This is a genomic window from Nonomuraea muscovyensis (assembly GCF_014207745.1).
Lineage (GTDB): Bacteria > Actinomycetota > Actinomycetes > Streptosporangiales > Streptosporangiaceae > Nonomuraea > Nonomuraea muscovyensis.
In genome coordinates, this window is the sequence record NZ_JACHJB010000002.1 from 850,393 (window position 1) to 876,559 (window position 26,167).

The window sequence follows — 26,167 nt, forward strand, 5'->3', positions numbered from 1 at the left end:
GAGTCACGCCTTTCGCGGGGGGGTGTCAGGTCTGGTGGACGAGCCGGCCTTGGACGTAGGTCCTGACGACACGGGTGGCGCCGATCTCCTCGGGCGGCCCGGCGAAGGGATCGCGGTCCAGCACCACCAGGTCTGCGTCTTTGCCTGCCTCGACCGTGCCGGTGACGTCGTCGAGATGGTTGATCCAGGCGCTGCCCGCCGTGTAGGCGGTGAGCGCTTGCGCCAGGGTGAGCGCCTGCTCGGGCAGGAACGGCTCGTCGGGTTCGCCCTCGGGCACGGTCCTGTTCACCGCGACGTGCACCCCCCACAGCGGGTTCGGGCTGCTCACCGACCAGTCGCTGCCGGCGACCAGCCGGGCTCCGGCGCGCAGCAGGTCGCCGAAGGGGTACTGCAGGGCCGCTCGCGCGGCTCCGAGGAACGGGATGGTGAGCTCGTCCATCTGGGGTTCGTGGGCCGCCCAGAGCGGCTGGATGTTCGCGGCGGCGCCGAGCTCGGCGAACCTGGGGATGTCGGTGGGGTGGACGACCTGCAGGTGCGCGAGATGGTGACGGTTGTCGTTGGCGCCGTTGGCCGCGCGTGCTTCGGCGAGGGCGTCGAGCGCCTCCCTGACCGCGCGGTCGCCGAGGGCGTGGAAGTGGATCTGGAAGCCGAGCGCGTCCAGCTTGCGGACCGCCTCGCGCAGCAGGCCGGGGTCGACGAAGCTGATGCCGCTGTTGGTGGTCGCGCAGCCGCAGCCGTCGAGGTAGGGCTCCAGCATCGCGGCGGTGAAGTTCTCCGCGACGCCGTCCTGCATGATCTTGACGCTGGTGGCGTCGAAGCGGCCGACCCGCCCGTTCTCGCGCCGCTCCACCAGCTCGGGGATCTGCTCCAGGCCGCGCTCGCGGTCCCACCACAGCGCGCCGACGACGCGGGCCCGCAGCGTTTCCTCGCGGGCGGCGCGCAGGTACACCTGGTAGTTGTCGGGATGGCCGGGAAAGGCGCCGATCATGGCGTCCTGCCATGCCGTCACGCCCATCGAGAACAGGTGGGACTGGCCCGCCAGCAGACCGGCGTAGGCCTCCTCGGCGGTCGCCACCGGCACGTGCTCGCTGACCAGGGTCATGGCACCCTCGTGGAGGGTGCCCTGCGGGGTGCCGTCCGGCTCGCGCTCGATCCGGCCGTCCACGGGGTCGGGCGTGTCCCTGTCGAGACCGGCCACGCGCAGGGCCAGGCTGTTGGCCCAGGCGCCGTGGCCGTCGCGGTTGGTCAGCAGCACGGGCCGGTCGGGCACCACCGTGTCGAGCAGCTGCCTGGTCGGCGTGCCGCCGGGGAACACCTCCATCGACCAGCCGCCACCGTGGATCCACGCCTTGTCCGGGTGCGCCGCGGCGTAGGCGGCGATCACCCGCAGGTAGCCCTCGACATCGTGCTCGGCCGACAGGTCGCAGCGGAGCATCTGGCCGCCGCCGAAAGCGGGGTGCACGTGGGCATCCTGGAAGCCCGCCATGAGCAGCCCGCCGGCGAGGTCCACCACGTCGGTGCCGGAGCCGGCCGCGGCCAGGACCTCCGCCCGGTCGCCCACCCGCAGCACGCGCCCGCCACCGACCGCGACCGCCGCCTCGATCGGGGCGGCGGTCGTGCCGGTGAAGACCCGCCCCACGAAGATCGTTTCCATCATGCCCCGCACCTTCCGCTCACGCAGTGTTGGGGAGGAGTGAACGCGAGCGCAACATAGATGTCAACACCGTTGCGCTATCCGGAGACCCAACCGATACACTGGTGCGATCATGGCGAAGACACCTGTGAGGACCAGACGCTCGGGCAGCCAGCTCAGCCGCGAGGCCATCATCGAGGCCAGCCTGCGGATCGCCGCCAGGGGCAGCGGCGACGCGTTCACCGTGCGCCGCCTCGGAGAGGAGCTGGGCGCCGACCCCACGGCCATCTACCGGCACTTCCGCGACAAGGACGAGCTGCTGCTGTCGGTGGCCGACCGGGTCTACGGTGAGGTCCTCGAGAGCGTTCCCGACGGGCTCGGCTGGAAGGACCGGCTGCGGGCGCTGGCCGACGGGTCGCTGCGGGTCGGGCTCAAGTATCCGGCCGTCGCCTCCATCACCGCCAGCCGCACGACCAGGCGGATCAACGAGTTCAGGCTGGTCGAGCTCATCCTGGGCGCGGTCACCGAGGCGGGGCTCGACGGCGCCGACGCGGCGCTGTACTACCGGGCCGTCGCCGACGCCCTCCTGGCGCACGTCGGCCAGGCCGCCGCCTATGTGCTGTTCGCCCCCGACGTCAGGGCGGGCGACGAGTCGTCATGGCGGCGGGAGTACCGCACGGTCGACCCCGAGCGCTTTCCCCGGATCACCCGCCTCAGCACGGAGCTCGCCGACGTGAGCCCGGCGCCCGTCTACGCCGTCCAGGTGGAGGCGCTCATCGCCGCGATCGAAGCCCGGGCCGCGGCGCGCGCCGACGTGGGGCCGGCAGAGAACTGACCCGCCGAGTTGATCGTGTTTGGGTGGTCGCCGGCATCCGCGCGGCCGACGTGGATGATGTTGCCGTCGACGGTGCAGCGATCGCCCTCGCGGAGCAGGTCCCACAGCGGATCTTTCGGTGCGGATGACCTCGTGGAGGCGGTCGGCGAACTTCACGGTGGCGGGGCAGGAGTAGGAGCAGGGTATGTACGGGACCAGGCCGTACAGAGTGTGGGCTCCTGCCGTGCGCCCTCTCCGGCTGTCATCGGTCCAGCTTGCCTGCCCTTTCCCGCAGGTAGCGCTGCTCGGGAAGGCTCGTGGTGCGCCGGGCCGCCAGCCGGTAGTTCTCTCGCGCGGCAGCGTACTCGCCGGCCAGCTCCTGCAGGTGGGCGCGCACGGCGTAGAGGCGGTGGTGACGGGCGATCCGGGGGTCGCCGTCCAGGCTTTCCAGCAGTTCGAGCCCGGCCCGGGGCCCGCGGGTCATCGCGACCGCGACGGCGTGATTGAGCGTGACCATCGGGTTCGGCGCGATCCGTGTGAGGATTCCGTACAGGATGCGGATCTGTTCCCAGTCGGTGTCCCCGGCTCGTGGCGCCTGGACGTGCAGCGCGGCGATTGCCGCCTGGAGCTGGTAAGGACCGAGGGGTGAGGCGGACATGGCGTCGGTGACCAGCGCGGTGCCCTCTTCGATCATGGCGGCGTCCCACCGGTTCCGGTCCTGCTCGGCCAGTGGCACCAGGGCGCCGTCCGGGCCGGTACGGGCCGCGCGGCGGGCGTCGGTCAGCAGCATCAGCGACAACAGCCCGGCGACTTCACCGTCATCCGCCAGGGACCGGTGCACCATGCGGGTGAGCCGGATCGCCTCTGTGGTGAGCTCGCCGCGGTGCAGGTCGGGTCCGGAGCTGGCGGTGTAGCCCTCGTTGAAGATCAGGTAGAGCACGTGCAGGACGGCGTCCAGCCGTCTGGCCCACTCCTGGGCCCTCGGCATCTCGAACGAGGCGCCGACGGCTTTGATCCGTTGCTTGGCGCGGCTGATCCGCGGCGCCATGGTGGCCTCCGGCATGAGGAATGCCCGCGCCACCTCGGCGGTGGTGAGGCCGGCGACGGCGCGCAGCGTGAGCGCCACCTGAGAGGCGGGCGTCAGCGCCGGGTGGCAGCACAGGAACAGCAGCGTGAGGGTGTCGTCGTGGTCGCCCGGGCTTTCGTCGCCGGGGGCCGGCGCGAAGCCGGCGTCCGGCGCCGCCCGCACCGCCGCGGTGGCCTCCCGGCGGCGGCGGGCCTGCTCGCTGCGTACCTGGTCGATCAGGCGGCGGGAGGCGACGGTCACCAGCCAGGACCGCGGGCTTTCCGGGACGCCCTGGGTGGGCCACTGCATCGCGGCCGCGAGCAACGCCTCCTGCACCGCGTCCTCGCACTCCTCGAACCCACCGTACCGGTGCAGGAGCACGCCGAGGACCTGCGGCGCCAGTTCGCGCAGCAGGTCCCCGAGGCGTTCGGACGCGCTCACATCTCCATCCCGGCCGAGTCCATCAGCGGCCGCACCTCCACGCCGCCGGCCTGACCGCTCGGTATCAGGCCGGCCAGTTCCACGGCGCGCTCCCGGCTCTCGCAGTCGACCACGTACTGGCCGGCGACATGTTCCGAGGTCCGCAGGTACGGGCCCTCGGTCACCGTCACCATGCCGCCCCTGACCCTGATGACGGCGCTGATGGAAGGATCGGCGAACGCGTGGGCACTGATCAGTTCCCCTGCCTGCCCGGCCGCGGCCAGGAACTCCTCATGGTCGAGCCCCTCCCCCGGTAGGTCCGCCACGTTCAGGTAGAGATTCAGCAGGAACCTCACCGCGTTGCTCAGTCGTCCGCCGTGCCTGCGTAGACCACCGGCCGCACCTCGATGCCCAGGCCCTCGACGCCGGCGTCCGGAATGAGCGCGGCCAGCTCCAGGGCACGCTCCCTGCTGTCGCACTCCACCAGGTAGTAGCCGCCGAGGTACTCCTTGGCCTCAAGGTAGGGCCCGTCCGTCACCGCCGGGACGCCGCCCCGGACCTTGACCACAGCGCGCTGCGACGGGTCGGCCAGCGCGGTGGTGCTGATCGTCTCCCCGGACTTCTTGATGGTCTCCATGAACGCGCCGTGGCCCTGCATCACCTCGTTGCGCTCCTCCTCGGTCAGCGCATCCCAGATCCGCGGGTTGGTGTGCATGATCAACAAGAATTTCATGTCGTCTCCTTCGACGGTCGGGGCGGCCCTTCCGGGGCGCCGCTCACCATGGAGTCGACGCCGAGGCCGCCTTCTTGCGGTCCGGACCGCAAGAATCTCCCCATAGTTCCGACTACCTCCCCGAAGGGGCGCCCGGCCTGGGCGTTCCGCCAGAAGTCGCCTGTCAGCTCCCGGAGGAGGATGCATGTCGCAGCTGTTGAGGGTGCACTGTTTCAACGTGTCGCAGGACGGGTTCGGTGCCGGTGAGGGGCAGAGCCTGGACCGGCCCTTCGGCCACGCAGACCCCACCCCCTTGTGGTCCTGGGCGGGCGCCACCGCCAGCTGGGTGAACCGCACCGACTCCGGCGGCACTCGCGGCCTGGACGACTACCTGACCCGCGACCACACCCGCAACATAGGAGCGGAGATCATGGGGCGTAACAAGTTCGGCCCCCAGCGTGGCCCTTGGGAGAACCACGAGTGGCAGGGATGGTGGGGAGACACCCCGCCGTTCCACACACCGGTCTTCGTGCTCACCCACCACGAACGCCCGTCCTTCACCCTGGCCGACACCACCTTCCACTTCCTCGACGCGACACCGGCCGAGGCGCTGGCACGCGCGAAGCAGGCCGCCGGCGGCCGGGACGTGCGCCTCGGCGGCGGAGTCGCCACGGTCCGCGCGTTCATCGAGGCCGACCTGGTCGACACGATGCACATCGCCGTCGCGCCCGTCGACCTCGGGCGAGGCGAACGGTTGTGGGAGAGCCACACCGACCTGCTCGACCGCTTCCACCTTGAGACAGTACCGAGCCCCAGCGGAGTCACCCACCTGCTGTTCTGGAGACGATGACCACCGACCCCGCACGATCGCACGCCCCTGTCGCGGTGAGCGCGTACCTGCCCGCCGACCCCGGCACGGGCAGGTCATCTGTGGGAGTCGGGCGCGATGCCTGAGCCCGTGCGGCTGTTATGCGGGAGGTTCGTGGTCGGAGGACGGCCAGATGCTGCGGAGTGGACGCATGCCCTCCTCGACGTAGTCGGCGATAGGGCGGTTGCCGCCGTCGAGATACCACTGCTCAAGTGCGGCGAAGTAGCCGAAGACGAGGGCGTTCGCGATCACGCGAGCCTGCGTTTCGGTCAGCTCGCCGGTCGCCGCGATCAGCGGTGCGATCCGCCCGCTTGCGCGGTCGAGATTGGCGCAGACGGCCACGCGGACCGATGGCTCGGCGAAGAAGTAGCGGACCCTGCGCCACGGGCTCTTCTCGGAACCGGATGTGTCCTCCGGTGCGGATTCGTAGGCGCGGACGGCTCTGAGCAGGCTGCCGATGGGATCGCCGGGGTCCAGGAAGTCCTTGAGTGCCTCCGGGCTCATCCTGTCGAACTCGTCGGCGACCACGATCCCTTCCTTCGTGCCGAAGTAGCGGTACACCGACGACGGCGACACCTCGGCCGCGGCCGCGATCTCCTCGATCGTGACCGCGGCGAACCCTCTCTCGTCGAACAGATCGAGGGCGTGTTCCTGGATGGCGCGCATGGCCTTGAGCCGCCGGCGCTCGCGAAGCCCGCTCATGCGATCAGGGTAGCAGGAAGTCGAACGCTGAAGCCTGTGACTGTCACATGACATTGACTGTCTGAAATCAGAATATTAGAGTCGCTTCCTAGAGACAGTGACTGTCTCAATGGGTGCGGCATGTGGACGAGCTCGACCCGCCCGGGCACGCACCGTCGCAGCTGTCGCCGACCCCCTCACGTGGAAGGACTCATGCGCATGACGACGTTGAAGCAGAGATCGCGCAACCGGACCCCGCTGGCGATGATGTACATCGGGGCGGGGCTCACCGCGATCGTTGGCCTCTTTCCGTTCATCGACCAATCCACTACGACCGTCCTGGCAGACCACATCAAAGCGAGCTATCCGGCCTACGAGCCCGGTGCGATCGACGCCGCTGTCGCTGCGTATCTGGCGATTCTGTCCACGGTCGGGGTGCTGGGACTCCTCGGCTGGCTCGGCACGATCTGGGCGGTCCGAGCCGGTATGCGCGGGGCTCCCTGGCTGGCGACCGGACTGCTCGCGATCGCGATCTGCATCGCGATCGCCGGACTGACCGTCCAGGACACCTCAGGTGATGTCGGCCTCGCGCCGCTGCTGGGCTGGCTGCAGGTCCTTCCGTGTATTCCCGGTCTCGCCGCTGTCGCGCTGTGGAGAAGGGCGGACCGGGCGTGCCTCAGCTCACCGCCTGCTTGACCAGCGCGCTGATCCGCGCCTCCACCTCGGGCGTCACCTCGGTCAGCGCGAACGCGGCCGGCCACATCGCGCCCTCGTCCAGATTCGCCTGATCGCTGAACCCGAGCGTCGCGTAGCGTGTCTTGAACTTCGCCGCGCTCTGGAAGTGGCAGACGATCTTGCCGTCCAGCGTGTAGGCAGGCATCCCGTACCAGAGCCTGGGCGCCAGGGCCGGAGCGGTGGCCGTGATGACGGCATGGACGCGCTCGGCCATGATCCGGTCCGAGTCCCGCATCTCGGCGATCTTCGCGAGCACGTCCCGCGCCGCCTCCGCCGCCTTGTCCGCGCGTGAGCCGCGGCGCGCCGCCTTCTTCTGGTCCTGGGCGTGCTCCTTCATCGCGGCCCGCTCCTCGGCCGTGAATCCCTCGTACGTGCTGCTTTCGGTGCTGCTCATGGCAGAGTTCTCCCCTAGCGGATGTTGATGTACGGGTGTCTTGCTCGGGTCCGTGTCACCGGACGGCGAAGCCTCCGGATCCTGCCCAGGAGGGTGTGTCTGGCCGAGGCGTCGAGACCGGCCAGCGGCCGCCGCGCTTCAGACGGACGCGGCCTCCCAGACGAACCCGTCGAGGTCGGTGAAGGATCCGGCCCCACCGCCGAGGACGATCCGGTGTGATCCGGCGCCCTCCTGGGAGACGCCGGTGTCCTTGGCGAGGGCGCGGCGCGGGTAGAGCGCCAGCGTGACGGCCGACGACGTCTCGAACTCGACGTACTTGCCGCCGAAGCTCTTGGCCACGGCCAGGCCGCGGTCGGCGTAGAACCGCCTGCTCGCCTTGACGTCCGCCACTCCCAGCAGGAGCGCGACCTGGTCCAGATGCCGGGCGGCCGGGCCGGTGTCCTTCTTGTTCGAGGTCGCGATCTTGCAGATCGTCCCGTCCGGGGTGCGTACGACGCCGCCGTAGCCCCAGAACCCCTTCGTGGCCGGCTTCAGCGTCGTGGCGCCGGCGTCCAGGGCGGCGTCGACGAAGGCGTCGACGTTGCCCGGCTGGGACACCACGAGCGACAGCGCGAACCCGCGAAAGCCGGTCGCCGGCGCATCAGAGGCGCGCACGTTCACGACGGCTCCAAGGCCGAAGGCCTGGTAGAAGGCGTCCGCGGCCGCGGGGTCGGGAACTTCCAGAATGACGGATGCGAAGGAGGTCATGGCAAGTCCTTTGAGCGAGGGGGGTCTGTCGTCTTGTCGGCGGCCGCCACACGGCGGATAGGGCGGGGAATGTGGCGGGTCAGGTCGGCGCGCTCACCGGTCCTGCAGGAGCCCCAGGACGTTGCCGTCGGGATCGGTGACGGTGGCCACCACGCGTCCGCCGCCGACCTCGTGCGCGGCCTCCTTCACGGTGGCCCCCGCGGCGGTCAACTCGGCCAGCTTCGCCTCGATGTCCGTCACGTGCCAGTAGGCCACCGGCGAGGTCATGCCCTGCGGCCCACCGCCCGGCACCAGCCCGATGTTCTGGCCCTCGGCCTCGAAGCCGACGTAGTAGGGCGAGTCGGTCTGCGGCGGGATACCGAGCAGGGCGGCGTACACCGCCTTGGCCTTCGCCAGGTCGGACACGGGGTGCAGCACGGTCTTGATCCCCCGGGTGGCAGAGCCGGTCATGGTCACTCCTGCAGTCGTGGGTCACATCGACCCGCCGTGTGTGTAGTCACAGCTTCGCTTCCGGCCCGGCCGGTCCACATCCGTGGCGACCACGGATCGAGAACACGGATCGATGACACGGATGGCCGCACGGTGGCCACTGCGGATGGGGCACGGAGCGCTTTGCGGGAGACTGGGACAGTGGTAGCGACAGTGGATATTTCGCCTCGGGAGGCCGAGGTGCTGGAGCTGGTCGGGCAGCATCTCAGCAATGCCGAGATCGGCGCGCGGTTGTTCATCTCGGTGCGTACCGTGGAGAGTCACGTCTCCTCGCTGCTGCGCAAGCTGGAGGTGCCGGATCGGCGGGCGCTCGCCCAGCGTGCGCCCGAGCCGGCCGGCGCCGGTCCGTCTCACCCGGCACCGGTTCTGCCGGCCCCGCTGACCTCGTTCATCGGCCGGGTGAGCGAGCGGGCCGAGCTGACCGAGATGATCAAGGCTCACAGGCAGGTGACCGCGGTCGGCCCCGGTGGAGTGGGCAAGACCCGGCTCGCGTTGATGGTGGCCGCGGACGCGGCCGATGCGTACGCCGACGGGGTATGGTTCGTCGATCTGGTGCCGGTTACCGACCCGCGTATGGTCGCGGCCGCGGTCGCCGGTGCGCTCGGCCTCGGTGAGCAGCCGGGGCGTGGCATGACCGAGTCGGTGGTCGCCGCGCTGGCCGACCGTCATGCCTTGCTGGTGCTGGACAACTGCGAGCAAGTGGTGGACGGGGTGGCGCTGTTTCTCGAGCGGCTGCTCGCGGCGTGCCCTCGAGTGACGGTGCTGGCGACCAGCCGGGCCCGGCTGATGGTGCCGTTCGAGCGGGTGTATCCGGTCCCGCCGCTGTCACTGGCCGTCGACGGTGAGGCGGACGCTGTCGCGTTGTTCATGGAACGGGCGGCGGCGGTCGGCTGGCCGCTGGATCCTCCGCTGCGCGACCAGATCGCCTCGATCTGTGAGCGGCTGGATGGAATGGCGCTGGCGATCGAGCTGGCCGCCGCCCGGTATCCCACCCTGGGGCTCGATGGCATCACCGCCGCCCTGTCCCACCCGCTCCGGATGCTCACCGGCGGCTCCCGTGCCGAAGATCGGCACCGTTCGGTGCGGGCGGCGCTGGACTGGAGCCACGCCCTGCTGGAGCCGGCCGACCGGGCGCTGCTGCGCCGGGTGTCGGTGTTCGTGGCGCCGTTCACCGCTGCTGCGGCGGCGGAGGTGGCCGGGGGCGAGGAAGGCATGGTCGCCGACGGCCTGGCCCGGCTCGCCGAACAGAGCCTGCTGGTGGTGACGGCATCCCCGGGCGGTACGAAGTACCGGGCGCTGGAGACCATCCGCCAGTACGGGACGGAGCGGCTCGCCGAGGCAGATGAGCTGGTCGAGACCCGATCCCGGCACCTTCGCTGGTGCCTGGCCAAGGCCGCCGACCTGGCGGTGGTGGGAGCGGACTGGCGGGCCCGGTTCGACGCGGTCGCGGACGACCTCCGCGCCGCCCTGGCCTGGGCGGCCGACAAGGCGGAGCAGCGCGCGGATGCCTGCCGCCTCGCCCGGTGCCTGGCGGAGCTGACTTTCACCCGTCACCTGGTCGGCGAGTCCCAGGGGCGTTTCGAGCAGGCCGCCGCGCTCGCCGACGATCCCGCCACCGCCGCGTCGATGCTCCGGCATGCTGCGGCCGTGGCCGGCTGCCGGATGCACGGTGATGACATGTACCGCCTCCACCGCGCGGCCGCGGAAGCCGCCCACCGTGCCGGGGACACCGCCGGCGCCGCCTGTGACTTGGCGACCATCGCCACCAACGCGTACCGGTTCCTGGGCAAGTTCGCGCGTAAGCTGCCATCGGAGGAGACGGTCGCGCTCATCGCCCAGGCGCGGGAACTGGCTGGCGAGGATCCGGCAGCACAGGCCACGGTGGCGTTGGCCGAGGCCGGGCGGGCGCTCAACGACGCGGTCGGTGCCGTCCAGGGCCAACCCGACAACTCTGTAGCAGAGACGATCGCGCGCGCCGAACGGGCTGTCGAACTGACCCATCGTGCGGGTGATCCACTCGCCGAATCCGCCGCGCTCGATGTGCTGACCGGCGCCCTGAGCTGGGCGGGTGACACGTTCGCCGCCGCCGCCACGGCCCGGCGCCGGATCATGCTGCTGTCGTCCACACCGAATACGCCCGCCGCTACCCACGAGCTGATCGAGGCGCTCGGTGAGGCCGCCGAGGCCAGCCTCGGCACCGGCGATCTACCAGGGGCCCGCCGGTGGGCACGGCAACTCGCAGATCATCCGTTGCTGGCCGAGGTCGGCCACCGCGCGATGAGCTGGCTGCTGGTCGCCGACGCGTTGGCGGGCGACGTCGACCAGGTGCTCACCGGCAGCGTCCGGTTCCTCGACGCGTGGCGGCGGGCCGGCAGCCCTGCCAGGTCAGCCCTCGGCCCGGCGGTGGCGGCAGTGTTGATGATCCACAGTCTCCGCGACGATCACGACGCCCGGCGCGAATGGGGGACGGTCCTGGGCCAGTTCGGCACTCCACCGGAACATACCTACGGCTACGGGGCGGTCTTCGACGCGATGCTTCTGCTCCACCACGGGCAGGCAGCGGAAGCGCTGGAGCGGATGGCTTCCGAGCCCGGCGAGGTGTGGAAATGGGTCACCTGGATCTGGCTCCACTGGTACGTGGCGCTACGCGCGGAAGCCACCGTGCTCGCCGGGAGCCCCGACGCTCGCGACCGGCTGGCCGAGGCCCGGACCATCGTGGCCGGCAACCCGGTCGCCGGTGCCATCGTGGAGCGTGCCGGAGCACTGCTCGCCGGCGACCAGGAGGCGCTGCTCGCCACGGCAGATGCGTTCGACGCCGCCGGCTGCCGCTACCAGTCCGCACGGACCATGGTGCTCGCCGGCGGCGACCATGCCGTGCGCGGCATGGCAGCGCTCGCCGGCCTCGGCCTCGCCCCGATGGCACCTGCCCCGAGGACTTCAGAGCGATAGTCGCCAAGGAGGATCCGCCAGATCAAACTCGACCAGGGCGGCCAGCGGGAGAGCCGTACCGAAGTGCTGTGGTCCACCCCTCCCCTCAACGCACATGACGCCCTGTTCGACCCGGCTACTGGCCAGGGACTCCCATGGCTTAGGCGAGCCGCAAGGTAGCGGTGAGCTATCTTGCGGGTTCATCGCGTAGTGGTTGCCAGTGGATCAAACCGGGGTGGAACAGCCGGTCCTTCTTGATCGTGATCTCTGCCTGTGGCGCCGGCCGCGCTGGGTGACGAGCAGCAGCCGAACATCTGCCGCTTCAACCGGAATACCAACCAGGGCGGACAGGCGAGCACCGGCTCGCCGGCCAGTGCGATCGCGATCGAGGTGAGCAGGCTGCGCTGCGCGATGGTGCGACGGGCATGCCGCCGGGTCAGCCCATCAACCTGCTCAGCGAAGATCTGCCGCGCCCATGCGGGTTCGCCGCAGAAGAACTGGCGTGCTTCCAGCTCGACCTTGACGAGCAGGGCAGAACGAGGGAAGGCAGCACCCTCGAGGTCGCGCCTCCCTCTTCGACCGGGCGCAGGAGCGCCGCCTGCTGCTTCGGCGGCGTCGTCACCCTTGACGCCATCGAGCGACTCGACCCGATCACTGCCGTGGTTGCTTCTCTCGACCACGACGCAAACCTCACTCTGGCCCCGGATGGGGATCGACGCCGACATCTGCGCCACCAGCCGTTCTTCTCCCCCCTGGAGACGACAGCCGGCGGGCTGGCTGACCACCCCCATGTGACGCTTCGTCCCGTCACGCATGTCCATGAGGAAGCCCGCCGCCTGGCCGATCCGCTGGAGCGGCCTTTCGCGTGGCGGTCAGGTATGTGACCGCAGCCGTGAAGGTGAGCAGTGCGGTCCAGTCGTTGAGGCGCAGACCGAGGATGTGGTGGGTGGGGTCGATGCGGAGCCACTCGATCCAGGCGCGACCGGCGGTGTAGGCGGCGGCATAGAGCGCGAATGTCCGGCCACGGTCGAGCCGGAACCGCCGCTCGGCCCAGACGACGAACCCCGCCACGCCCAGGTTCCACAGCGACTCGTAGAGGAAAGCCGGATGGTAGGTGGCAGTGGATTCCATGCCGGGTGGCCGATGGGCGGGGTCGATCTCCAGCGCCCAGGGCAGGGTTGTCGGCCTGCCGTACAGCTCCTGATTGAACCAGTTGCCCCAGCGGGCGATCGCCTGTCCGAGCGCGATCCCGGGCGCGACGGCGTCGGCGAAGTCGCGCAGCGCGATGCCGCGCCGGCGGCAGGCCAGCCACGCGCCCACCGCGCCGCCCGCGACGGCGCCCCAGACGCTGATCCCGCCCTCCCAGATCGCGAACGCGCGCAGCGGGTCCTTGCCGGGGCCGAAGTACTGCTGCCAGTCGGTGGCCACGTGGTAGAGCCGGGCACCGACCAGGCCGAACGGCACGGCCCAGGTGGCGATGTCCCCGACCGCGCCGGGCTCGCCGCCGCGAGCGACCCAGCGGTGCCGGGTCACCCAGATGCCGACGAGGACGGCGAGCAACATCAGCAGGGAGTAGGCGCGGATCGGGAGTGGGCCGAGGTGCCAGACGGCTTGGGTCGGGCTGGGGATGGCGGTCACCCCGTCGAGTCTGGTTCCGGTACGGCGGCGCCCGCATCGAGCGGAATGCCGATTGCGTGATCAGTCGACTGGTTGATGCCGAACGGACGGGTGGTTGATTATCGTCGGCGGTGTGGAGTCCTGGGAGCGGTCGCGGCGCCGGTGGCAGCACGCCTTCTTCGCCTCATGGCTCGTGCTGACCTCGGCCGGACCTCTGACGGAGGCGGGCCAGGTGCTCCCGGTGGTGCTGGTGGCCGGGCTGGCCGCTTGGTATGCGGTGTGGTTCGTGCTGCGCACGCCGCCCCCGGATGACGTGCCCGCGCCATACGTGCTCGGCGGCGGGTTGCTCTGGCTGGGGCTGTTCGCCATCGACTCCTCCTTCCTGGTGGTCGCGCTGAGCGTGCTCGTGCCGTACTGCATGGACGCCGTGCGGGTCGGACTGGTCGCGGTGGTGTCGTGCGCCGGGGGCTGGCTGTGGCATCGTTTCCACGCGACCGGGTCAATCACCTGGGCCGAGATCGTCGTCGCCCCGCTGATCGCGATCAGTGGGGCGACCGCGGTCGGATACATCAGCTCGGTGTCCCGGCAGAGCGCCGAGCGCAAGCGGCTCCTCGACCGGCTGCAGGCCGCGCAGGAGGCGCGGGCGGCGGCCGAACGGCAGGCGGGCGTGGCGGCCGAGCGGCAGCGGCTGGCCCGCGACATCCACGACAGCCTGACCCAGGGGTTCGCCAGCGTGGTGATGTTGCTGGAGGCGGCCCAGGCGACCCTGCCGGACAACAAGCACCTGACTCAGGCGCTGCGGGCGGCACGGGAGAATTTGGCCGAAAGCCGCCGGGTGGTGAGAGCGCTGCGACCCGGCCAACTCGACGAGTGCGGCCTGCCGGAGGCCCTGCGGCGGCTGTCCGGCCGGCTGTCGGATGAGACCGGCATCGACGCGCACACCGTGATCACCGGCAAGCTCCGGCCGCTCGAAGCTCAGGCCCAGGCAGAGCTGCTGCGCGTGGCGCAGGAGGCGGTCGCCAACGTTCGCCGCCATGCCCGCGCCAAGCGGGTAACGCTGACCCTGTCGTATATGGAGGACCTGCTCGTGCTCGATGTCCACGACGATGGCGACGGTTTCGATCCCGGGCGGGCCGCCTTCGGACACGGCCTTTCGATCATGCGGGAGAGGATGGAGCAGCTCGGCGGCACGCTGCTGCTGGAAAGTGCCCCGGGTGCGGGCGCCACCGTGGTGGCCAGCCTCCCAGCGGCGGCTTTGAGCGGGGCGCGATGACCGTCCGGGTCCTGATCGCCGACGACCACCCGGTGGTCCGCGACGGCATACGGGCGATGCTCGGCACCCAGGACGACCTGGAGGTGGTCGGCGAAGCGGTCTCCGGCGCGGATGCGGTGCGGCTGGCGCGCGACTTGCGGCCCGACGTCACCCTGATGGACCTGCAGCTGCCCGAGATCGACGGCGCGACGGCGATCAGCCGGATCCGCGAACATGACCCGGCCGCCAAGGTGATCGTCTTGACCACCTACGACACCGATGGCGACATCTCACGTGCCATCGACGCGGGAGCCATCGGCTACTTGCTCAAGGACGCCGGCCGTGAGCAGTTGTTCGACGCGATCCGGGCGGCGGCGCGAGGGGAGAGCGCCCTGTCGCCGGTGATCGCGACCCGAGTGTTGTCGTGGGCGCGTGCCGATGCTCCTGATGCCCTCAGCGGTCGGGAGATCGAGGTCCTCGGCGCGGTCGCCCAGGGGATGAGCAACAAGGCCATCGCCGCCCACCTGTGCATCAGCGAGGCCACGGTCAAGACCCACCTGCTGCACATCTTCGCCAAGCTCGGCGTGGACGACCGCACCGCCGCGGTGACGGTCGCCGCTTCCCGCGGCATCATCCGGCTGGGTGGTTAGCTGCCTCAGCTGAGATCAGCGTGAGCCGGCCGCGCAGCCGTACCGGATCGAGCTCGCGCGACTCACGCCGAGCCTTGGATCAACGGCGATCTCCTGCTCGCCAGGGCACTCTGCGACGCCGGTCTTCCCGCCGGTCGACTCAGCGTGCTCCCCGGTGGCGCGTCCGTCGTGTCCTCGGTGATCGCCGACGCGCGGCTCGGTGCCGCCGCCGGCGTGCTCACGTGCCATGCCGTCTAGTGTGGCGGCACCGATGACCCGCGCGGGAGACGTCTGGGGCCCTGTCACTCCCCCGAACGGGCGCTCCCCGGCACAGCGCGGCCTGCCGCCTCGCGCGCCCTTCCCGCAGGCTGGATCCCAGCGAAGCCGTCACGACTTGCGAAGGATTCATGGCAACCGCGCTCAGGACCGTGCTGGTGGTCGGTGCGGCGGGCGGCATCCGACGCCTCGTCGTGGCCGAGTCGATCGCGCGCGGGCATACCACCCGTGCGCTGGTGCGTGACGCCGCGAGGGCCAGAGGCCGGCTCCCCGCAGAGGCGCAGATCGCCGTCGCCGACGTCGCGCAGCCCGGCACGCTGCCCGTAGCCGTGGCCGGTGTCGATGCCATCGTGCTGACTCACGGACCGCCGTCACCGCCGGCTCCGGGCTGGTTCGACATGAACGGCCCTGATGAGCGTCGGCTCGTCTTCTTGCAGGCAGACACCCGGCGCTCCCCCGGCGTCATCGCCCGCGACCAGATCGCCCGGGTCTCGCGTGCGCGACGACCTCGATGCCGTCCGGGCACGTGCGCCAGCGCACCGTCGCTCCCCATCCCCCACATGCACGCCTCGACGCACAACGATCGGAATACCCAATGAAGCACAACAGGCTTTCGGCCTGGGCGCGATGCCCATGAACGCCTTCTACACCGGTAGGGCCACCGACGAGGCGGAAGGCATCCGCACCATCCACCCTCATCCTCGAAGCTCTCTGTCCGGGGCGATGACGATCGTGACCTGGTAGTGGTGGGGCGGCTCGTCGACGGGGTGGCCGTCGGCCTCGATCCAGGCATGGGCACCGAACGGGTGGACCCGTATGCCCGCGCACCAGGTGGGCCAGGATCCGCGCAACCGGCACAGCAGGGCGGCGGCGATGGAGCGGGGCAGGCAGCCTTCCCCCGCGCACGACAGGCTGACCGCGATCACCGCGTCCCGTGCCGCTCTGGCCTGCTCGGCGGCGGCGGGCGCGGCGCCGCGGCGGGCGAACGTGAGCACCGCGCGGATGCGGGCCGGCGGCAGGCGGGCGATCAGGTGCGCGGCGGCCACGGCGGCCAGCGCCGGCAGGCGGCGGCGCCAGGGCAGGCCGGGCCGGTCGGCGGGCACCATGGACACGCTCATCGCGGCTGCTCCCGGTCGGCGGTCTCGACGATCAGGTTCGCAGCGCGCAACTGCGCGACGAGCGCGGCGATGTCCGCCTCGGCGGTGGGCGTCGCGCCAGGGTGGGTCCGGACGAGGTCGCGGGCGGCCTCATCCGGGCCGTGTCCCGCCAGCAGGCTGCGCAGGACGAGCGCGGCGGTGGCGTTCAGCTGGCGGTAGCGGCCGGTGCGCTCGTCCAGGAGCACGGCAACCTCGTCGATGGGGGTGAGAGTGACGCCGGGGCGAAGACTCACGCGCACGACTCCTCCTGGGCGGGGTAGGCGAGAAGGGCTCGTAGCCAGTTCTCGGCGGCGATGAAGACGTCGAGTGCCAGCACGCCCGGCCCGCCCTCGGCCGGGGTGCGCACGCAGGCCCGGCGCAGGGCGGCGGCGTCGGCCAGGCCGCGCTCCACCAGCAGCGAACCGTCGAGCAGGGTCAGGAGCTGGTCGCGGTGGCGGCGCAGCCCCTGGTAGATGTCGGCCGAGAATTCGCCCTTGGTGGTGCGTTCCAGACATTCGGCCGGCATGACCGGGCGCATCGCGGCCCGGGTGAGCGGCTTGTAGGCGCCGGGCATCGCCCGCTGGTCCAGCCGTACGGCCAGGCAGGCGGCGACGACGTGGTCGTCCAGATAGGGGGCGTGCACGGGGGCGCCCACGCGGCCCGTCAGGATCCGCACGCCGTCGACGGAGGCGGCGATGGAACGGACGCTCGACAGGCTCTGGTGCTGGGCGCGCAGGAGGGAGTACGGCTCGGCCGAGCACGTGACGAGCTGCCGGCGGACCGCGTCCGTCGCGGCCTCGGTCGTCCAGTCAGGCATGCGTAGCGGTTGCTCCCATCCGAAGTCCGGCCGGAAGCGGGACAGCGGCGCGCTGAGCGTCTCCGCCTGATCCGCCAGCCAGGCGGCATAGGGACGCCGGTCGGCCAGCGCGCGGGCGCACGCCCACAGCGGCCACCGGGCTCTGGACCGCTGCTCGCGCAGGTGGGGCCAGAGCGCCGCCGGGTGGCGATGGGCCAGGTCGTGCAAGTAGCAGTCGGGCAGCAGGGTGACCTCGTCACCGCCATGCCCGGTTAGGCGCACGGCCGCTCCTCGCCCAGCCAGCAGCGCCGAACTCGCCAGCTCGCGGGCCAGTGCGCGCAGCCACCTCGTCGGCTCGTCCAGCCCGGGAACGGCCTCGGCCGCACCGGCGAACCACTTGGGCACGTCACCGGACCGGGCCACCCCGTGCTCGCCCGGGAGGTACGCCCGCGCCCGGGCCGCCCACTCCGGGTCGTCATGCTCGGGATCATCGATGGCCAGCACGAACGTGATCAGCTTCGCCGACCGCTCCCCGGCCGCCGCGGCGGCGAGGAAGCTGACCGGCGTGGAATCCAGCCCGCCGGACAGGTCGCTGGCCACCACCGCACCCTCGCCGATCCGGGCGGCCACGGCCTCCTCAAGGGCCGCCCTCACCACGAGAGCGCCCTCCTGCAGTGGTACCTCCGGCTCCGGTGCCCGCCACCAGGCGCGCAGCCGCACCCCTTCCGCGTCGATGTGGGCCGCCTCACCGGGCGGCACCATGGCGACGCCTTCCCACAGCGGCTCGGCCAGCGCCGGCGGAACGATCATCAGCAACCGCACCGCCAGAGCCTGCTCGTCCACCGCCGCCCGCGTCAGCGCGGCCGGCACCGCCGCCCGACCGGACGCGACCACCGCCCCGCCGGCCCGCGCGTAGTACACCCGCCGCATGCCCGAAGCGGTGCCCTGCACCCGGACCTGCCCGCCCACGACGGCGACCAGATGGAAACTGCCGGGCAGCGCCGCGGCCACCGCGTCAGCGTCCGCCAGGCACCCGAGTCGCGCCGCCATCCGCCGGAGTCGGCCGGCGGTGACCGGGCACGTGCCGATCACCGCCAGCCGCGCGTGGCCCGCCTCCGCGTGGACGATCTCGCCGGGCGAGGCGGCCAGCAGACAGGGACGGCCGGACGCGTAGCTCAGCACCACCGCGCCGTGCAGCGCCTCAGCGAGAGCTTCGCCGGCGGCGCTGTCGGGCAGCACCGCGAACTCCTCGCCGCTCAGCTTGCGCACCGGATCCCTCGTCTCAGTAGCAGTAGTAGATCAGGTCCATTTGCGGCCCGGCTAGATGATTGATGCCAAGGGGTCTGGTTACGGTTAGTGGTCGTAGGCGGTCAGGGATCGCTTGATCGGCTGACCGGTCTTGTCGTTGTGCCAGATCGCTGTCGTCAGCGCGAGGATGCGGGCCAGTACGCGGATGATGACGCCGGCCGGCGTACGTCCTCCGTGACGTTCCAGGTCGAGCTGGCTCTTGAAGGTCTGGTTGATCGACTCGATGGTCTGGCGTAACGGCTTGAACAGGTGCGCGCCGGCCCGTTCCGGCTCGCCCCGGCGGGCCGGACGCAGCAGGCGCAGATCACGTTCGGTGAGTTCTTGTTCGAAGGCTCGGCCGTAGTACTGCCGGTCAGCGATGAGCGTCTGCCGTGGATGGGCGGCCACCACGTCAGGGGCGGCCTCCAGCATGCCCAGCAGCACCTCGCGCTCGTCGGCTTTGGCACCGCTCAGCGCGAACAGTACGGGCAGCCCGCCCAGGGTGCACAGCAAGTGCAGCCGTAACCCCCAGAAGTACCGTGAGTGACTGGCGCAGTAGCCGTACTCGGCCCATCCGGCAAGCTCGGAACGCTGGGTGGTATCGCGGGAGCGGCCGCATTCCACAGGGGTGGAGTCGACAACCCAGACATCGTCGCTCCAGAGTGAGGTGTCGGAGGCCAGCATCCTGGTCATGTGTGTGACCAGCCCGGACGCCTGCCGCAGCCGCCGGTTGTAGCCGGACTGGCCTGGGATGTACGGGAACATCCCGCTCAGCTCGGCACGGGCGTGACGCAGCCAGCGGCGTTCGGAGGTGAAGCCCAGCAGCGCTGACAGCACCGCCAGGGCGACCAGCTCGGCGTCACTCAGCGTGGGCGCGATGCCGATCTTCGGCCGCCACGGTGCCAGGTGCGGCTGGGCCTTCAACGCATCGTCGATCTGCACGTACAGTGCGGTTGCGAGGGTGTCTAACTCTTTCGTCACACATCGAGGATGGGCACCCTCGCCCTATCTCCGCAGCTACGCCTTTGCATCAATCATCTAGTGGCCTCACCACAGCTTGAAGTAGTAGGCGTGGTCCATGTTGAGCATGCCGTAGCCGCGGGTGAGCTGCCCGAACTCGCCGATCTCGAGCATCTGCGGGGGCTCGTACGGCTCGTTGCGCTCGTTGTCGATCATGACAGGTCCTTTCGTCCGTGCGGCGGATCGCCGCGTCACCGTCAGTGAAGACCCACGCTCCCGCTGTCCAACAGAGGTTGGGACGCACTCGGACGCACTCGGACAGGCTCGGCACCGCGGCGGAAGGCCAGGCGCCCAGTCAGGGCGAGCCCGTCCGGAAGCACGCCCACGAGCCGCTTCGCGCGTACGGGATCGGTCGGCCACGCCGGGTCTCGCCGCCGCCCGCCGTGGACCTTGATCGCGTCCGTGACGGCGTCGAGCAACCTGGAGGCCGCGCTGACACCGGCCGCCGGCGCCGCGGCGAAGCGCACCGGTTCCGCCCGGCGTAGTGTCCGCGACCAGGAACGGCTCGAACAGCAAGCCGACGCGCACATCACGTGGGTCTTGATCACCTTGATGACGCCTCGACCGGCGCGAGGGCTGCCGGAGCAAGAGCGTGTTACCTCTGGCTCGTGCTCATAGCGACCTGTTCCCCTCCGACACGGTCCTGGCCGCCCAGAACTGGCTTCTTTCGCCGACCTGGTTCAGGAGCCGGAGCGCGAGCAGGGCCTGCCAGATGCCGAGGATGATGGTGGGTATCCGCTCGAGCAGCCCCGCTGGAGAGTTCCCTCCGTCCGAGACGCTGGCGAAGAAGAGCATGAAGAACGCGATGGCAAGGATCCCGGTGACGAGCGAGTAGGGAAACCAGCCGCGCCACCTGTCGTGCGCGAAGCGCCGCGCCAGCACGAAACAGGCGACGGGGAAGGCGACGAAGACGATCAGACTCGTGAGGTTGTGGATGTTCCCGTCCAGACTCGGTACGGCAGGCGTCGCCGCCGGGTAGCCCAGGACCGGGTCCGTCACGAACGGGCCGATGACGATGAGTCCGAAGCCCACGACCACGAACAGGATGGGCCCCCACACCGATCCGGGACCGCTCCGCAGAGCGCGCCTGAGGCCTAGCGCGAAGCCCAGCGTGAGCACCCCGTAGAGCATGAAGCTGCCGATCTGTATCCATCCCTGATCGCCCAGGCTGAGCGTGCTGATGGTGTGGTGCCAGGTGCTGTAGCCGGGACGGGTGGCCCCGGCGATGACGTACACGGCGGCGAAGACCGCCGGGCCGATCGCGCCACAGAGCAGGAGGACTTTGGTGGTCAGTCTCATGGCCGGTCAGCTCCGGAAGTCGTCTGCGTGGTCGCTCGCCCATGCGCGGAACGGACGGCCCGGCCTGCCGGTCAGCTCCCGCACGGTCGAGGTGACCGGCTCCGGCTCCTCGGTGATGCGGGCCCAGTGACCGAGCGCCTGATCCACGAAGGCGGGGTCTCCCCAGGCGGCGATCATCTGCTCGCGGGCCTCCTCGGGCGTCTGCTCGTCGAAGCGCAGGCTCCGCCCGATCGCCTCGCCGATGATGCGCACCTGCTCGGCCTGGGTGACCACGTCGGGGCCGGTGAGCACGTACCGCCGGCCGTCGTGTCCGTCCTCGGTCAGCGCCAGCGCCGCCACGGCGGCGATGTCGGCCTCGTGGATCAGCGACCTGGCCGCGCCCGCGTACGGCGCCCGCACCACGCCCGTGTCGCGGATCTCGCCGGCCCAGCCCAGGGTGTTGGCGGCGAAGCCTCCGGCCCGTAGGAACGTCCATCGCACTCCGGCGCCTTCGATCAGTCGCTCCACCTCGCCCCAGACCCCGTTGTCCGCGGGCTCGCGGTCGTCGCGCACGGAGGAGGCGGAAAGGTAGACGACGTGGCGCGCGTGCTTGCCGATCGCGTCCACGACGGGCTGCGCTCCGTCCGCCGTGAAGAAGGGCCACAGCAGGAACACCGAGTCGACACCCTCCAGCGCGGCCCCCAGGGAGACGGGGTCGGTCAGGTCGCCGCGCACCACTTCCACGCTGTCCGGCAAGCCGGCTCGATGCGGGTCCCTGGCCAGCGCGCGCGGCGTGATGCCCGCCTCGAGCAGCATGGCGACCAGCTGTCTGCCCACGTTGCCGGTCGCGCCGGTCACCAGGATCTTCTTGTGCTCGTTCAGATCAGTCATGTCGACCATGCTCGGACTTAAACCAATGTTTAAGTCAAGCCCCGCCGGAAGCCGGCGCCGCTACCACCGCACGACGCTGCGCGTGGTGGCCTTCATCCGGCATCGCTCTTCCGCGCCGTTCCTCAGCGCCTGCGGGGGGCTGGGTCACGTCCCGGTTGCCGGCGGTGCGAGTGCTTCGCCGGAGACTCGGGCATGGCGGGCCAGTGAGGCGACCGAGGGGTGCCCGGAGCAGGCCGGCAGGGTGGAGGTGTCGGCACGATGTCGCCCGGTCCAGAGCACCGGCCCCGGTACCGATGTCCTCCTCGGCACCGGGCGCGTCCATGATCGCGCTCGTGCCGGCGGCCGGGGAAGTGAGACCCGCAGACCCCGGCGCGTTCCTCGGCCTGGTGCGGTGGCCGTCGCCCCACCTGTGCCGGCCGGTGCCGAGGCGATGGTGCGAACGGTGTCCGCATGGTGCGGTTCGGTGATCAGGCTCATACGCTTGGTCACGTGTTGAGTAGTAACCGGCTGCGTGTCCTGCTTGAGGTGTTCAGGACGGGCAGCATCGCCGGTGCGGCAAGGGTGTTGAAGCTGTCGCCGTCCGCCGTGTCCCACCAGCTGTCCCGCCTGGAGCAGGAGGCGGGGGTCGGCCTGGTCGAGCGCAACGCGCAGAGCCTGCGGCTGACCGAGGCGGGACGCCGCCTCGCCATCCGGGCGCAGGAGGTCGTCGACATCATCGAGGCGGCGGAGAAGGACCTGCTCGCCCAGGCCAGGGTGGACGCCGGTGAGCTGCGCATCGGCTTCTTCGCCTCTGCCGGATACCGGCTGCTGCCGCTGGCGCTGTCGCGGTTCGCCTCCAGGTATCCCAAGGTGGCGCTCGACCTGGTGGAGGGCCAGCCGTACGAGCTGCTGCCCGATCTGGAGCGCGGGGCGCTCGACGTGCTGGTGATCTTCGAGCACGCCCTCGACCCGCGGCAGGGCCCCGAAGGGGTGGAGGTGGTCCACCTGTTCGACGAACCACAACTCCTGGTCCTGCCGACCGGCCACCCCGCCGCCCAGCGGCCCAGGGTACGGCTGGCGGACCTGGCCGACGAGCCGTGGATCACCACGTTCGGCGCCGAGCACCCGGTGTCGATCCTCGAACGGGCCAGCGCGCTGGAAGGCTTCTCACCGCGGATCCGCTGCCGCAGCGACCACTACGAGGTGACGATCGGCCTGGTGCGAGCCGGACTCGGCGTCGCGCTGGTGCCGAGCCTCGGCCTGCAGGGCGCGACGGGACTGCACACCTGCCGCCTGGCCACGCCGAACCTGTTCCGCAGGATCGGCGTGGCCCGGCGGCCGACCAACCCGAACCCGGCCGCCCGGTCCTTCCTGGCCTACCTGCGCACGGCCTCGGCCCAGCTCAGGAACTCGATGGAGCCCTCGCTGCGCTGAGGCGGGCGGCGATGTCCAGCCCCGCCTGCCGTACGGCGGAGGCCAGCTCGTGCTCGCCGCCCGAGGGGCCGTGAGCGAGGACGGCGTAGGCCATCCGCCCGTCCATGATGCCGACGTCGGACCTGACGCCCTCGTCGGTGCCGGTCTTGTTGGCCAGCCAGCCGCCCTCGGGATCGTGCCTGACCAGGGCGGGGACGAGACTGTGGTCGGTGTTCTGCCGCATCCAGCCGCGCATGAGCACCTGCCAGCCGCCCGGACCCGCGACGAGGGCGGCCAGCCCGCAGAGCTCGGCAGCGGTGCCGATCGCGAACGTCGGCGGGTCCTCGGGGCCGCGCGGCTCCCTGATGCGGTCGAGCAGCCTGGTTCTCGACAGCCCGAGGGCCGCGGCCGCCGCGTTGACCCGGTCCACGCCGACCCTGCGCAGCAGTGCGTTCGTGGCGGTGTTGTCGCTGATCGCGGCGGTCAGCACGGCCAGGTCGCCGACCGTCCAGCTGCGCCCGGACAGCGACGGCAGCAGCCCCGAGCCGCCGCAGTAGTCGTCCTCGTGCAGCGTCACGCGCGTGTCGGGGTGGAGGATGCCGCCTTCGATGCTCATCGCCACCTCGGCCAGCAGGAGCAGCTTGCCGACGCTGGCCAGCGGCAGCGCGGCGTCCTCGTTGACGCCGTGGAACTCCCCCGTCACCAGATCCCGCGTCGCGACGGCGAGTGTGATGTCGTTCACCGCCCGACAATCCTTCCTGGCCTGTCTTCGGTGAGCGTGCCGCCTTCCACGGCGAGCCGTCCCGCCACGACGACGGCCTGGATGCCGGAGGGGGGCAGCAGCGGGTCGGCGTAGGTGGCGCCGTCGGCCACCGTCTCGGGGTCGAGCAGCACCAGGTCGGCGTGCGCGCCGTCGCGCACGACGCCTCTGCCGGCCAGCCCGAACCGGTCTGCCGCCATGCCGGTCATCTTGTGGACGGCGACCTCCAGCGGGAACAGGCCCTTGTCGCGGGAGTATCGGCCGAGCACCCTGGGGAAGGTGCCGGCCAGGCGGGGGTGTGGATGGCCCGGCTTGGGCACGCCGTCCGAGCCGATCATGGCGAACTCGCTGGCCAGGACCCGCTGGACGTCGTCCTCACGCATCGAGTGGCTGATGATCGTCACCTCGCCGTCTTCGGCGAGGAGCAGCTCGGCGGCCGTGTCCACGGGGTCACCGCCCAGCTCGGCGATCGTGCGGCCCTCGACCTCGGGATGGTTGGCGGCGCAGGCGACCGAGATGCGATCCCATCCGCCGTTGCCGACCGTGTTCTCCCAGCCGGGCACGCCCTCCTCGATCGCCCTGCGCATCCGGTCGCGCCGGCCGGGATCGCGAAGCCGGTCGAGCAGCGCCTCGGTGCCGCCGTCGTTGGCCCACGGGGGGAACATCGCCGACAGCGACGTGCTGCCCTCGGTGTAGGGGTAGACGTCGCAGGTGACGTCCATGCCCTGGGCCCGCAGCTCGGCGATGCGCGGGAGCGTCCGCCGGGTCCTGCCCCAGGCGTGCCTTCCCGCGGTCTTGTGGTGGCTGACGTGCAGCGCGGCCCCGCTCCCGCGGGCGATCTCGACGGCCTCCTCCAGCGCCTCCTCGACGCGGGACATCTCGTCCCTCAGGTGCGTCACGTACGGCTTGCCGTACCTCGCCGCGACGCGGGCCAGCGCGATCACCTCGGCGGTGTCGCCGTAGGTGCCGGGGGTGTAGATGAGCCCCGTGGACAGCCCGGCCGCCCCGGCGGCCAGCGCGTCGTCCAGCAGCGCGCACATGGTGTCGAGCTCGGCGGGGGTGGCCGGGCGGTCCTCGTAGCCGAGCACGCCCGCCCTGAGGGTGCCGTGGCCGACGAGGGAGGTCAGATGGTTCGACCTCGGGGCCCGCTCGTGCTCCTCCACGAACGCCCCATAGTCCAGAAATATCGGGATGTCGCCGCCGAAGCCGGCCCTGCTCGACCGGCGCAGCGCCGGCACGCGCTCGGGCAGCGCGGGAAACAGGCTCGACCCGCAGTTGCCGCAGATCTCCACGGTGACGCCCATGCGTACGGGGGCGGCGGCCAGTTCCCTGCCCGCCTCGCCCAGCAGGGTGACCGCGTCGGAGTGGGTGTGGACGTCGATGAAACCGGGGGCGACCACCAGCCCGGTGGCGTCGATCACCCGCGCTCCCCCGCTGTCGGCGGGGCCGCCCCCGGGCAGCAGGACGAGGCGGCCACCGCTGACGCCGACGTCGGCACGGCGCAGCGGCGCGCCCGTTCCGTCGGCGACGAGACCGCCGCTGATCAGCACGTCGAGCATCACGGAGCCGAACCCTTCATGAGGAGCGAGCCGTTCACAGGACCTGCCCGAGGAAGGCCCGGGTGCGCTCGTGACGCGGCTGGGACAGCACCTCGCGGGGCGGGCCCTCCTCCACGATCACGCCGTCGTCGATGAACACCAGGTGGTCGCCCGCCTCTCTGGCGAAGCCCATCTCGTGGGTGACCACGATCATCGTCATCCCGCTGGCCGCCAGGTCGCGCATGACCTGCAGCACCTCCTGCACCAGCTCGGGGTCGAGCGCGCTGGTCGGCTCGTCGAACAGCATGAGCTTGGGGTCCATGGCCAGGCTGCGCGCGATCGCGACCCGCTGCTGCTGGCCGCCCGACAACTGCCGGGGGTAGGACCCGGCCCTGTCGGCCAGGCCCACCCTGTCGAGCAGCGCCATCGCCCGCGAGGCGGCCGCCGCCTTCGGGACGCGCTTGACCGTGCACGGGCCCTCCATGACGTTCTCCAGCGCGGTCATGTGCGGGAACAGGTGGAAGCGCTGGAAGACCATGCCGATCTCCTGGCGCTGACGGCACAGCTCCTCGGGCCGCAGCAGGTGCAGCCTGCCGCCCTTCTCGGTGAAGCCCATGAGCGCGCCGTCCACCCACACCCGGCCCGCGTCGATCGTCTCCAGCCTGTTGACGCAGCGCAGCAGCGTCGACTTGCCGGAGCCGGAGGGACCCACCACGCAGGCCACCGCGCCGGCCGGCACGTCGAGACTGACGCCCTTCAGCACCTCATGCTGCCCGAAGCGCTTCCTGACCGACTCGATCTTCACCAT

Annotated in this window: 28 protein-coding genes; 8 read left to right on the top strand and 20 right to left on the bottom strand. The window is 71.0% G+C overall.

Annotated features, from left to right (window positions below):
• Positions 1 to 25 precede the first annotated feature (25 nt).
• The gene (locus tag FHU36_RS20505) at positions 26 to 1,657 is read right to left on the bottom strand and encodes an amidohydrolase (RefSeq protein ID WP_185085557.1); all 1,632 of its coding nucleotides are present in this window, start codon (positions 1,655 to 1,657) and stop codon (positions 26 to 28) included.
• Between the two features lie 109 nt (positions 1,658 to 1,766).
• On the opposite strand from FHU36_RS20505, the gene FHU36_RS20510 reads away from it, so the two are divergent.
• On the top strand, positions 1,767 to 2,468 hold the full coding sequence (locus FHU36_RS20510) for a TetR/AcrR family transcriptional regulator (RefSeq protein WP_185085558.1): 702 nt from the start codon (positions 1,767 to 1,769) through the stop codon (positions 2,466 to 2,468).
• Positions 2,469 to 2,709: 241 nt separating this feature from the next.
• On the opposite strand, the gene FHU36_RS20515 is transcribed toward FHU36_RS20510, so the two are convergent.
• The 3 genes from FHU36_RS20515 to FHU36_RS20525 are packed head-to-tail and all read right to left on the bottom strand — an operon-like array spanning position 2,710 to position 4,666.
• Positions 2,710 to 3,954 (bottom strand): RNA polymerase sigma factor, encoded by a 1,245-nt coding sequence (locus FHU36_RS20515; RefSeq protein ID WP_185085559.1) that lies wholly within the window; start codon positions 3,952 to 3,954, stop codon positions 2,710 to 2,712.
• Entirely contained in the window at positions 3,951 to 4,289 is a 339-nt protein-coding gene (locus FHU36_RS20520) for a YciI family protein (RefSeq protein WP_312891717.1), read from the bottom strand. The genes FHU36_RS20515 and FHU36_RS20520 overlap by 4 nt, the downstream gene beginning before the upstream one ends.
• A gap of 8 nt (positions 4,290 to 4,297) precedes the next feature.
• Complete coding sequence (locus tag FHU36_RS20525) at positions 4,298 to 4,666, bottom strand: YciI family protein (RefSeq protein ID WP_185085560.1); 369 nt, start codon at positions 4,664 to 4,666, stop codon at positions 4,298 to 4,300.
• Between the two features lie 184 nt (positions 4,667 to 4,850).
• On the opposite strand from FHU36_RS20525, the gene FHU36_RS20530 reads away from it, so the two are divergent.
• Positions 4,851 to 5,495, top strand: a complete 645-nt coding sequence (locus tag FHU36_RS20530; RefSeq protein WP_185085561.1) for a dihydrofolate reductase family protein — start codon at positions 4,851 to 4,853, stop codon at positions 5,493 to 5,495.
• 117 nt (positions 5,496 to 5,612) lie between these two features.
• On the opposite strand, the gene FHU36_RS20535 is transcribed toward FHU36_RS20530, so the two are convergent.
• Positions 5,613 to 6,215, bottom strand: coding sequence for a TetR/AcrR family transcriptional regulator (locus FHU36_RS20535; RefSeq protein ID WP_185085562.1), 603 nt, complete (start codon positions 6,213 to 6,215; stop codon positions 5,613 to 5,615).
• Between the two features lie 198 nt (positions 6,216 to 6,413).
• On the opposite strand from FHU36_RS20535, the gene FHU36_RS20540 reads away from it, so the two are divergent.
• The gene (locus FHU36_RS20540; RefSeq protein WP_185085563.1) at positions 6,414 to 6,890 is read left to right on the top strand and encodes a hypothetical protein; all 477 of its coding nucleotides are present in this window, start codon (positions 6,414 to 6,416) and stop codon (positions 6,888 to 6,890) included.
• On the opposite strand, the gene FHU36_RS20545 is transcribed toward FHU36_RS20540, so the two are convergent.
• The 3 genes from FHU36_RS20545 to FHU36_RS20555 all read right to left on the bottom strand — a co-directional run bounded on the left by FHU36_RS20545 (position 6,871) and on the right by FHU36_RS20555 (position 8,520).
• Positions 6,871 to 7,323 carry an iron chaperone gene (locus FHU36_RS20545; RefSeq protein WP_185085564.1) on the bottom strand — a complete coding sequence of 151 codons (453 nt, stop codon included), beginning with the start codon at positions 7,321 to 7,323 and terminating at the stop codon, positions 6,871 to 6,873. The two genes, FHU36_RS20540 and FHU36_RS20545, sit on opposite strands and share 20 nt — an antisense overlap.
• Positions 7,324 to 7,461: 138 nt before the next feature.
• A complete protein-coding gene (locus FHU36_RS20550; RefSeq protein ID WP_185085565.1) occupies positions 7,462 to 8,070 on the bottom strand; it encodes a VOC family protein in 609 nt (202 codons plus the stop codon).
• 93 nt (positions 8,071 to 8,163) lie between these two features.
• The gene (locus tag FHU36_RS20555) at positions 8,164 to 8,520 is read right to left on the bottom strand and encodes a VOC family protein (RefSeq protein WP_185085566.1); all 357 of its coding nucleotides are present in this window, start codon (positions 8,518 to 8,520) and stop codon (positions 8,164 to 8,166) included.
• A 180-nt stretch (positions 8,521 to 8,700) separates the two neighbouring features.
• On the opposite strand from FHU36_RS20555, the gene FHU36_RS20560 reads away from it, so the two are divergent.
• Positions 8,701 to 11,508 carry an ATP-binding protein gene (locus tag FHU36_RS20560; RefSeq protein ID WP_185085567.1) on the top strand — a complete coding sequence of 936 codons (2,808 nt, stop codon included), beginning with the start codon at positions 8,701 to 8,703 and terminating at the stop codon, positions 11,506 to 11,508.
• A gap of 179 nt (positions 11,509 to 11,687) precedes the next feature.
• Here the strand turns inward: FHU36_RS20560 and FHU36_RS20565 are convergent, their stop codons facing one another.
• A complete protein-coding gene (locus tag FHU36_RS20565; RefSeq protein ID WP_185085568.1) occupies positions 11,688 to 12,302 on the bottom strand; it encodes a hypothetical protein in 615 nt (204 codons plus the stop codon).
• Positions 12,295 to 13,125, bottom strand: coding sequence for a prolipoprotein diacylglyceryl transferase (lgt, locus tag FHU36_RS20570; protein WP_185085569.1), 831 nt, complete (start codon positions 13,123 to 13,125; stop codon positions 12,295 to 12,297). Before lgt ends, FHU36_RS20565 begins: the two co-directional genes overlap by 8 nt.
• Positions 13,126 to 13,237: 112 nt before the next feature.
• Between lgt and FHU36_RS20575 the strand changes: the two genes are divergently transcribed.
• From FHU36_RS20575 to FHU36_RS20585, 3 genes are all read left to right on the top strand, one after another.
• Complete coding sequence (locus tag FHU36_RS20575; protein WP_185085570.1) at positions 13,238 to 14,377, top strand: sensor histidine kinase; 1,140 nt, start codon at positions 13,238 to 13,240, stop codon at positions 14,375 to 14,377.
• Positions 14,374 to 15,006 (top strand): response regulator, encoded by a 633-nt coding sequence (locus FHU36_RS20580; protein ID WP_185085571.1) that lies wholly within the window; start codon positions 14,374 to 14,376, stop codon positions 15,004 to 15,006. Before FHU36_RS20575 ends, FHU36_RS20580 begins: the two co-directional genes overlap by 4 nt.
• Positions 15,007 to 15,392: 386 nt before the next feature.
• A complete protein-coding gene (locus tag FHU36_RS20585) occupies positions 15,393 to 15,860 on the top strand; it encodes an NAD(P)H-binding protein (protein ID WP_185085572.1) in 468 nt (155 codons plus the stop codon).
• Between the two features lie 96 nt (positions 15,861 to 15,956).
• Here the strand turns inward: FHU36_RS20585 and FHU36_RS20590 are convergent, their stop codons facing one another.
• From FHU36_RS20590 to FHU36_RS20620, 7 genes are all read right to left on the bottom strand, one after another.
• Positions 15,957 to 16,379 (bottom strand): lasso peptide biosynthesis B2 protein, encoded by a 423-nt coding sequence (locus tag FHU36_RS20590; RefSeq protein ID WP_185085573.1) that lies wholly within the window; start codon positions 16,377 to 16,379, stop codon positions 15,957 to 15,959.
• On the bottom strand, positions 16,376 to 16,651 hold the full coding sequence (locus tag FHU36_RS20595) for a lasso peptide biosynthesis PqqD family chaperone (RefSeq protein WP_185085574.1): 276 nt from the start codon (positions 16,649 to 16,651) through the stop codon (positions 16,376 to 16,378). Before FHU36_RS20595 ends, FHU36_RS20590 begins: the two co-directional genes overlap by 4 nt.
• Positions 16,648 to 18,462: an asparagine synthase-related protein gene (locus FHU36_RS20600; protein WP_185085575.1), complete on the bottom strand. Its 1,815-nt coding sequence runs from the start codon at positions 18,460 to 18,462 to the stop codon at positions 16,648 to 16,650. Before FHU36_RS20600 ends, FHU36_RS20595 begins: the two co-directional genes overlap by 4 nt.
• Positions 18,463 to 18,546: 84 nt before the next feature.
• Positions 18,547 to 19,461 (bottom strand): IS982 family transposase, encoded by a 915-nt coding sequence (locus FHU36_RS20605; protein WP_185085576.1) that lies wholly within the window; start codon positions 19,459 to 19,461, stop codon positions 18,547 to 18,549.
• Between the two features lie 66 nt (positions 19,462 to 19,527).
• On the bottom strand, positions 19,528 to 19,656 hold the full coding sequence (locus FHU36_RS20610; protein ID WP_185085577.1) for a lasso RiPP family leader peptide-containing protein: 129 nt from the start codon (positions 19,654 to 19,656) through the stop codon (positions 19,528 to 19,530).
• A gap of 456 nt (positions 19,657 to 20,112) precedes the next feature.
• Complete coding sequence (locus FHU36_RS20615) at positions 20,113 to 20,799, bottom strand: DUF998 domain-containing protein (protein ID WP_185085578.1); 687 nt, start codon at positions 20,797 to 20,799, stop codon at positions 20,113 to 20,115.
• Positions 20,800 to 20,805: 6 nt separating this feature from the next.
• Positions 20,806 to 21,669 carry an SDR family oxidoreductase gene (locus FHU36_RS20620; protein WP_185085579.1) on the bottom strand — a complete coding sequence of 288 codons (864 nt, stop codon included), beginning with the start codon at positions 21,667 to 21,669 and terminating at the stop codon, positions 20,806 to 20,808.
• A gap of 489 nt (positions 21,670 to 22,158) precedes the next feature.
• Between FHU36_RS20620 and FHU36_RS20625 the strand changes: the two genes are divergently transcribed.
• Positions 22,159 to 23,082: a LysR family transcriptional regulator gene (locus FHU36_RS20625; RefSeq protein ID WP_185085580.1), complete on the top strand. Its 924-nt coding sequence runs from the start codon at positions 22,159 to 22,161 to the stop codon at positions 23,080 to 23,082.
• Here the strand turns inward: FHU36_RS20625 and FHU36_RS20630 are convergent.
• The 3 genes from FHU36_RS20630 to FHU36_RS20640 are packed head-to-tail and all read right to left on the bottom strand — an operon-like array spanning position 23,051 to position 26,167.
• Positions 23,051 to 23,803: a serine hydrolase gene (locus tag FHU36_RS20630; protein ID WP_185085581.1), complete on the bottom strand. Its 753-nt coding sequence runs from the start codon at positions 23,801 to 23,803 to the stop codon at positions 23,051 to 23,053. The two genes, FHU36_RS20625 and FHU36_RS20630, sit on opposite strands and share 32 nt — an antisense overlap.
• On the bottom strand, positions 23,800 to 25,380 hold the full coding sequence (locus tag FHU36_RS20635) for an N-acyl-D-amino-acid deacylase family protein (protein WP_185087482.1): 1,581 nt from the start codon (positions 25,378 to 25,380) through the stop codon (positions 23,800 to 23,802). Before FHU36_RS20635 ends, FHU36_RS20630 begins: the two co-directional genes overlap by 4 nt.
• 34 nt (positions 25,381 to 25,414) lie before the next feature.
• On the bottom strand, positions 25,415 to 26,167 hold the full coding sequence (locus FHU36_RS20640; RefSeq protein WP_185087483.1) for an amino acid ABC transporter ATP-binding protein: 753 nt from the start codon (positions 26,165 to 26,167) through the stop codon (positions 25,415 to 25,417).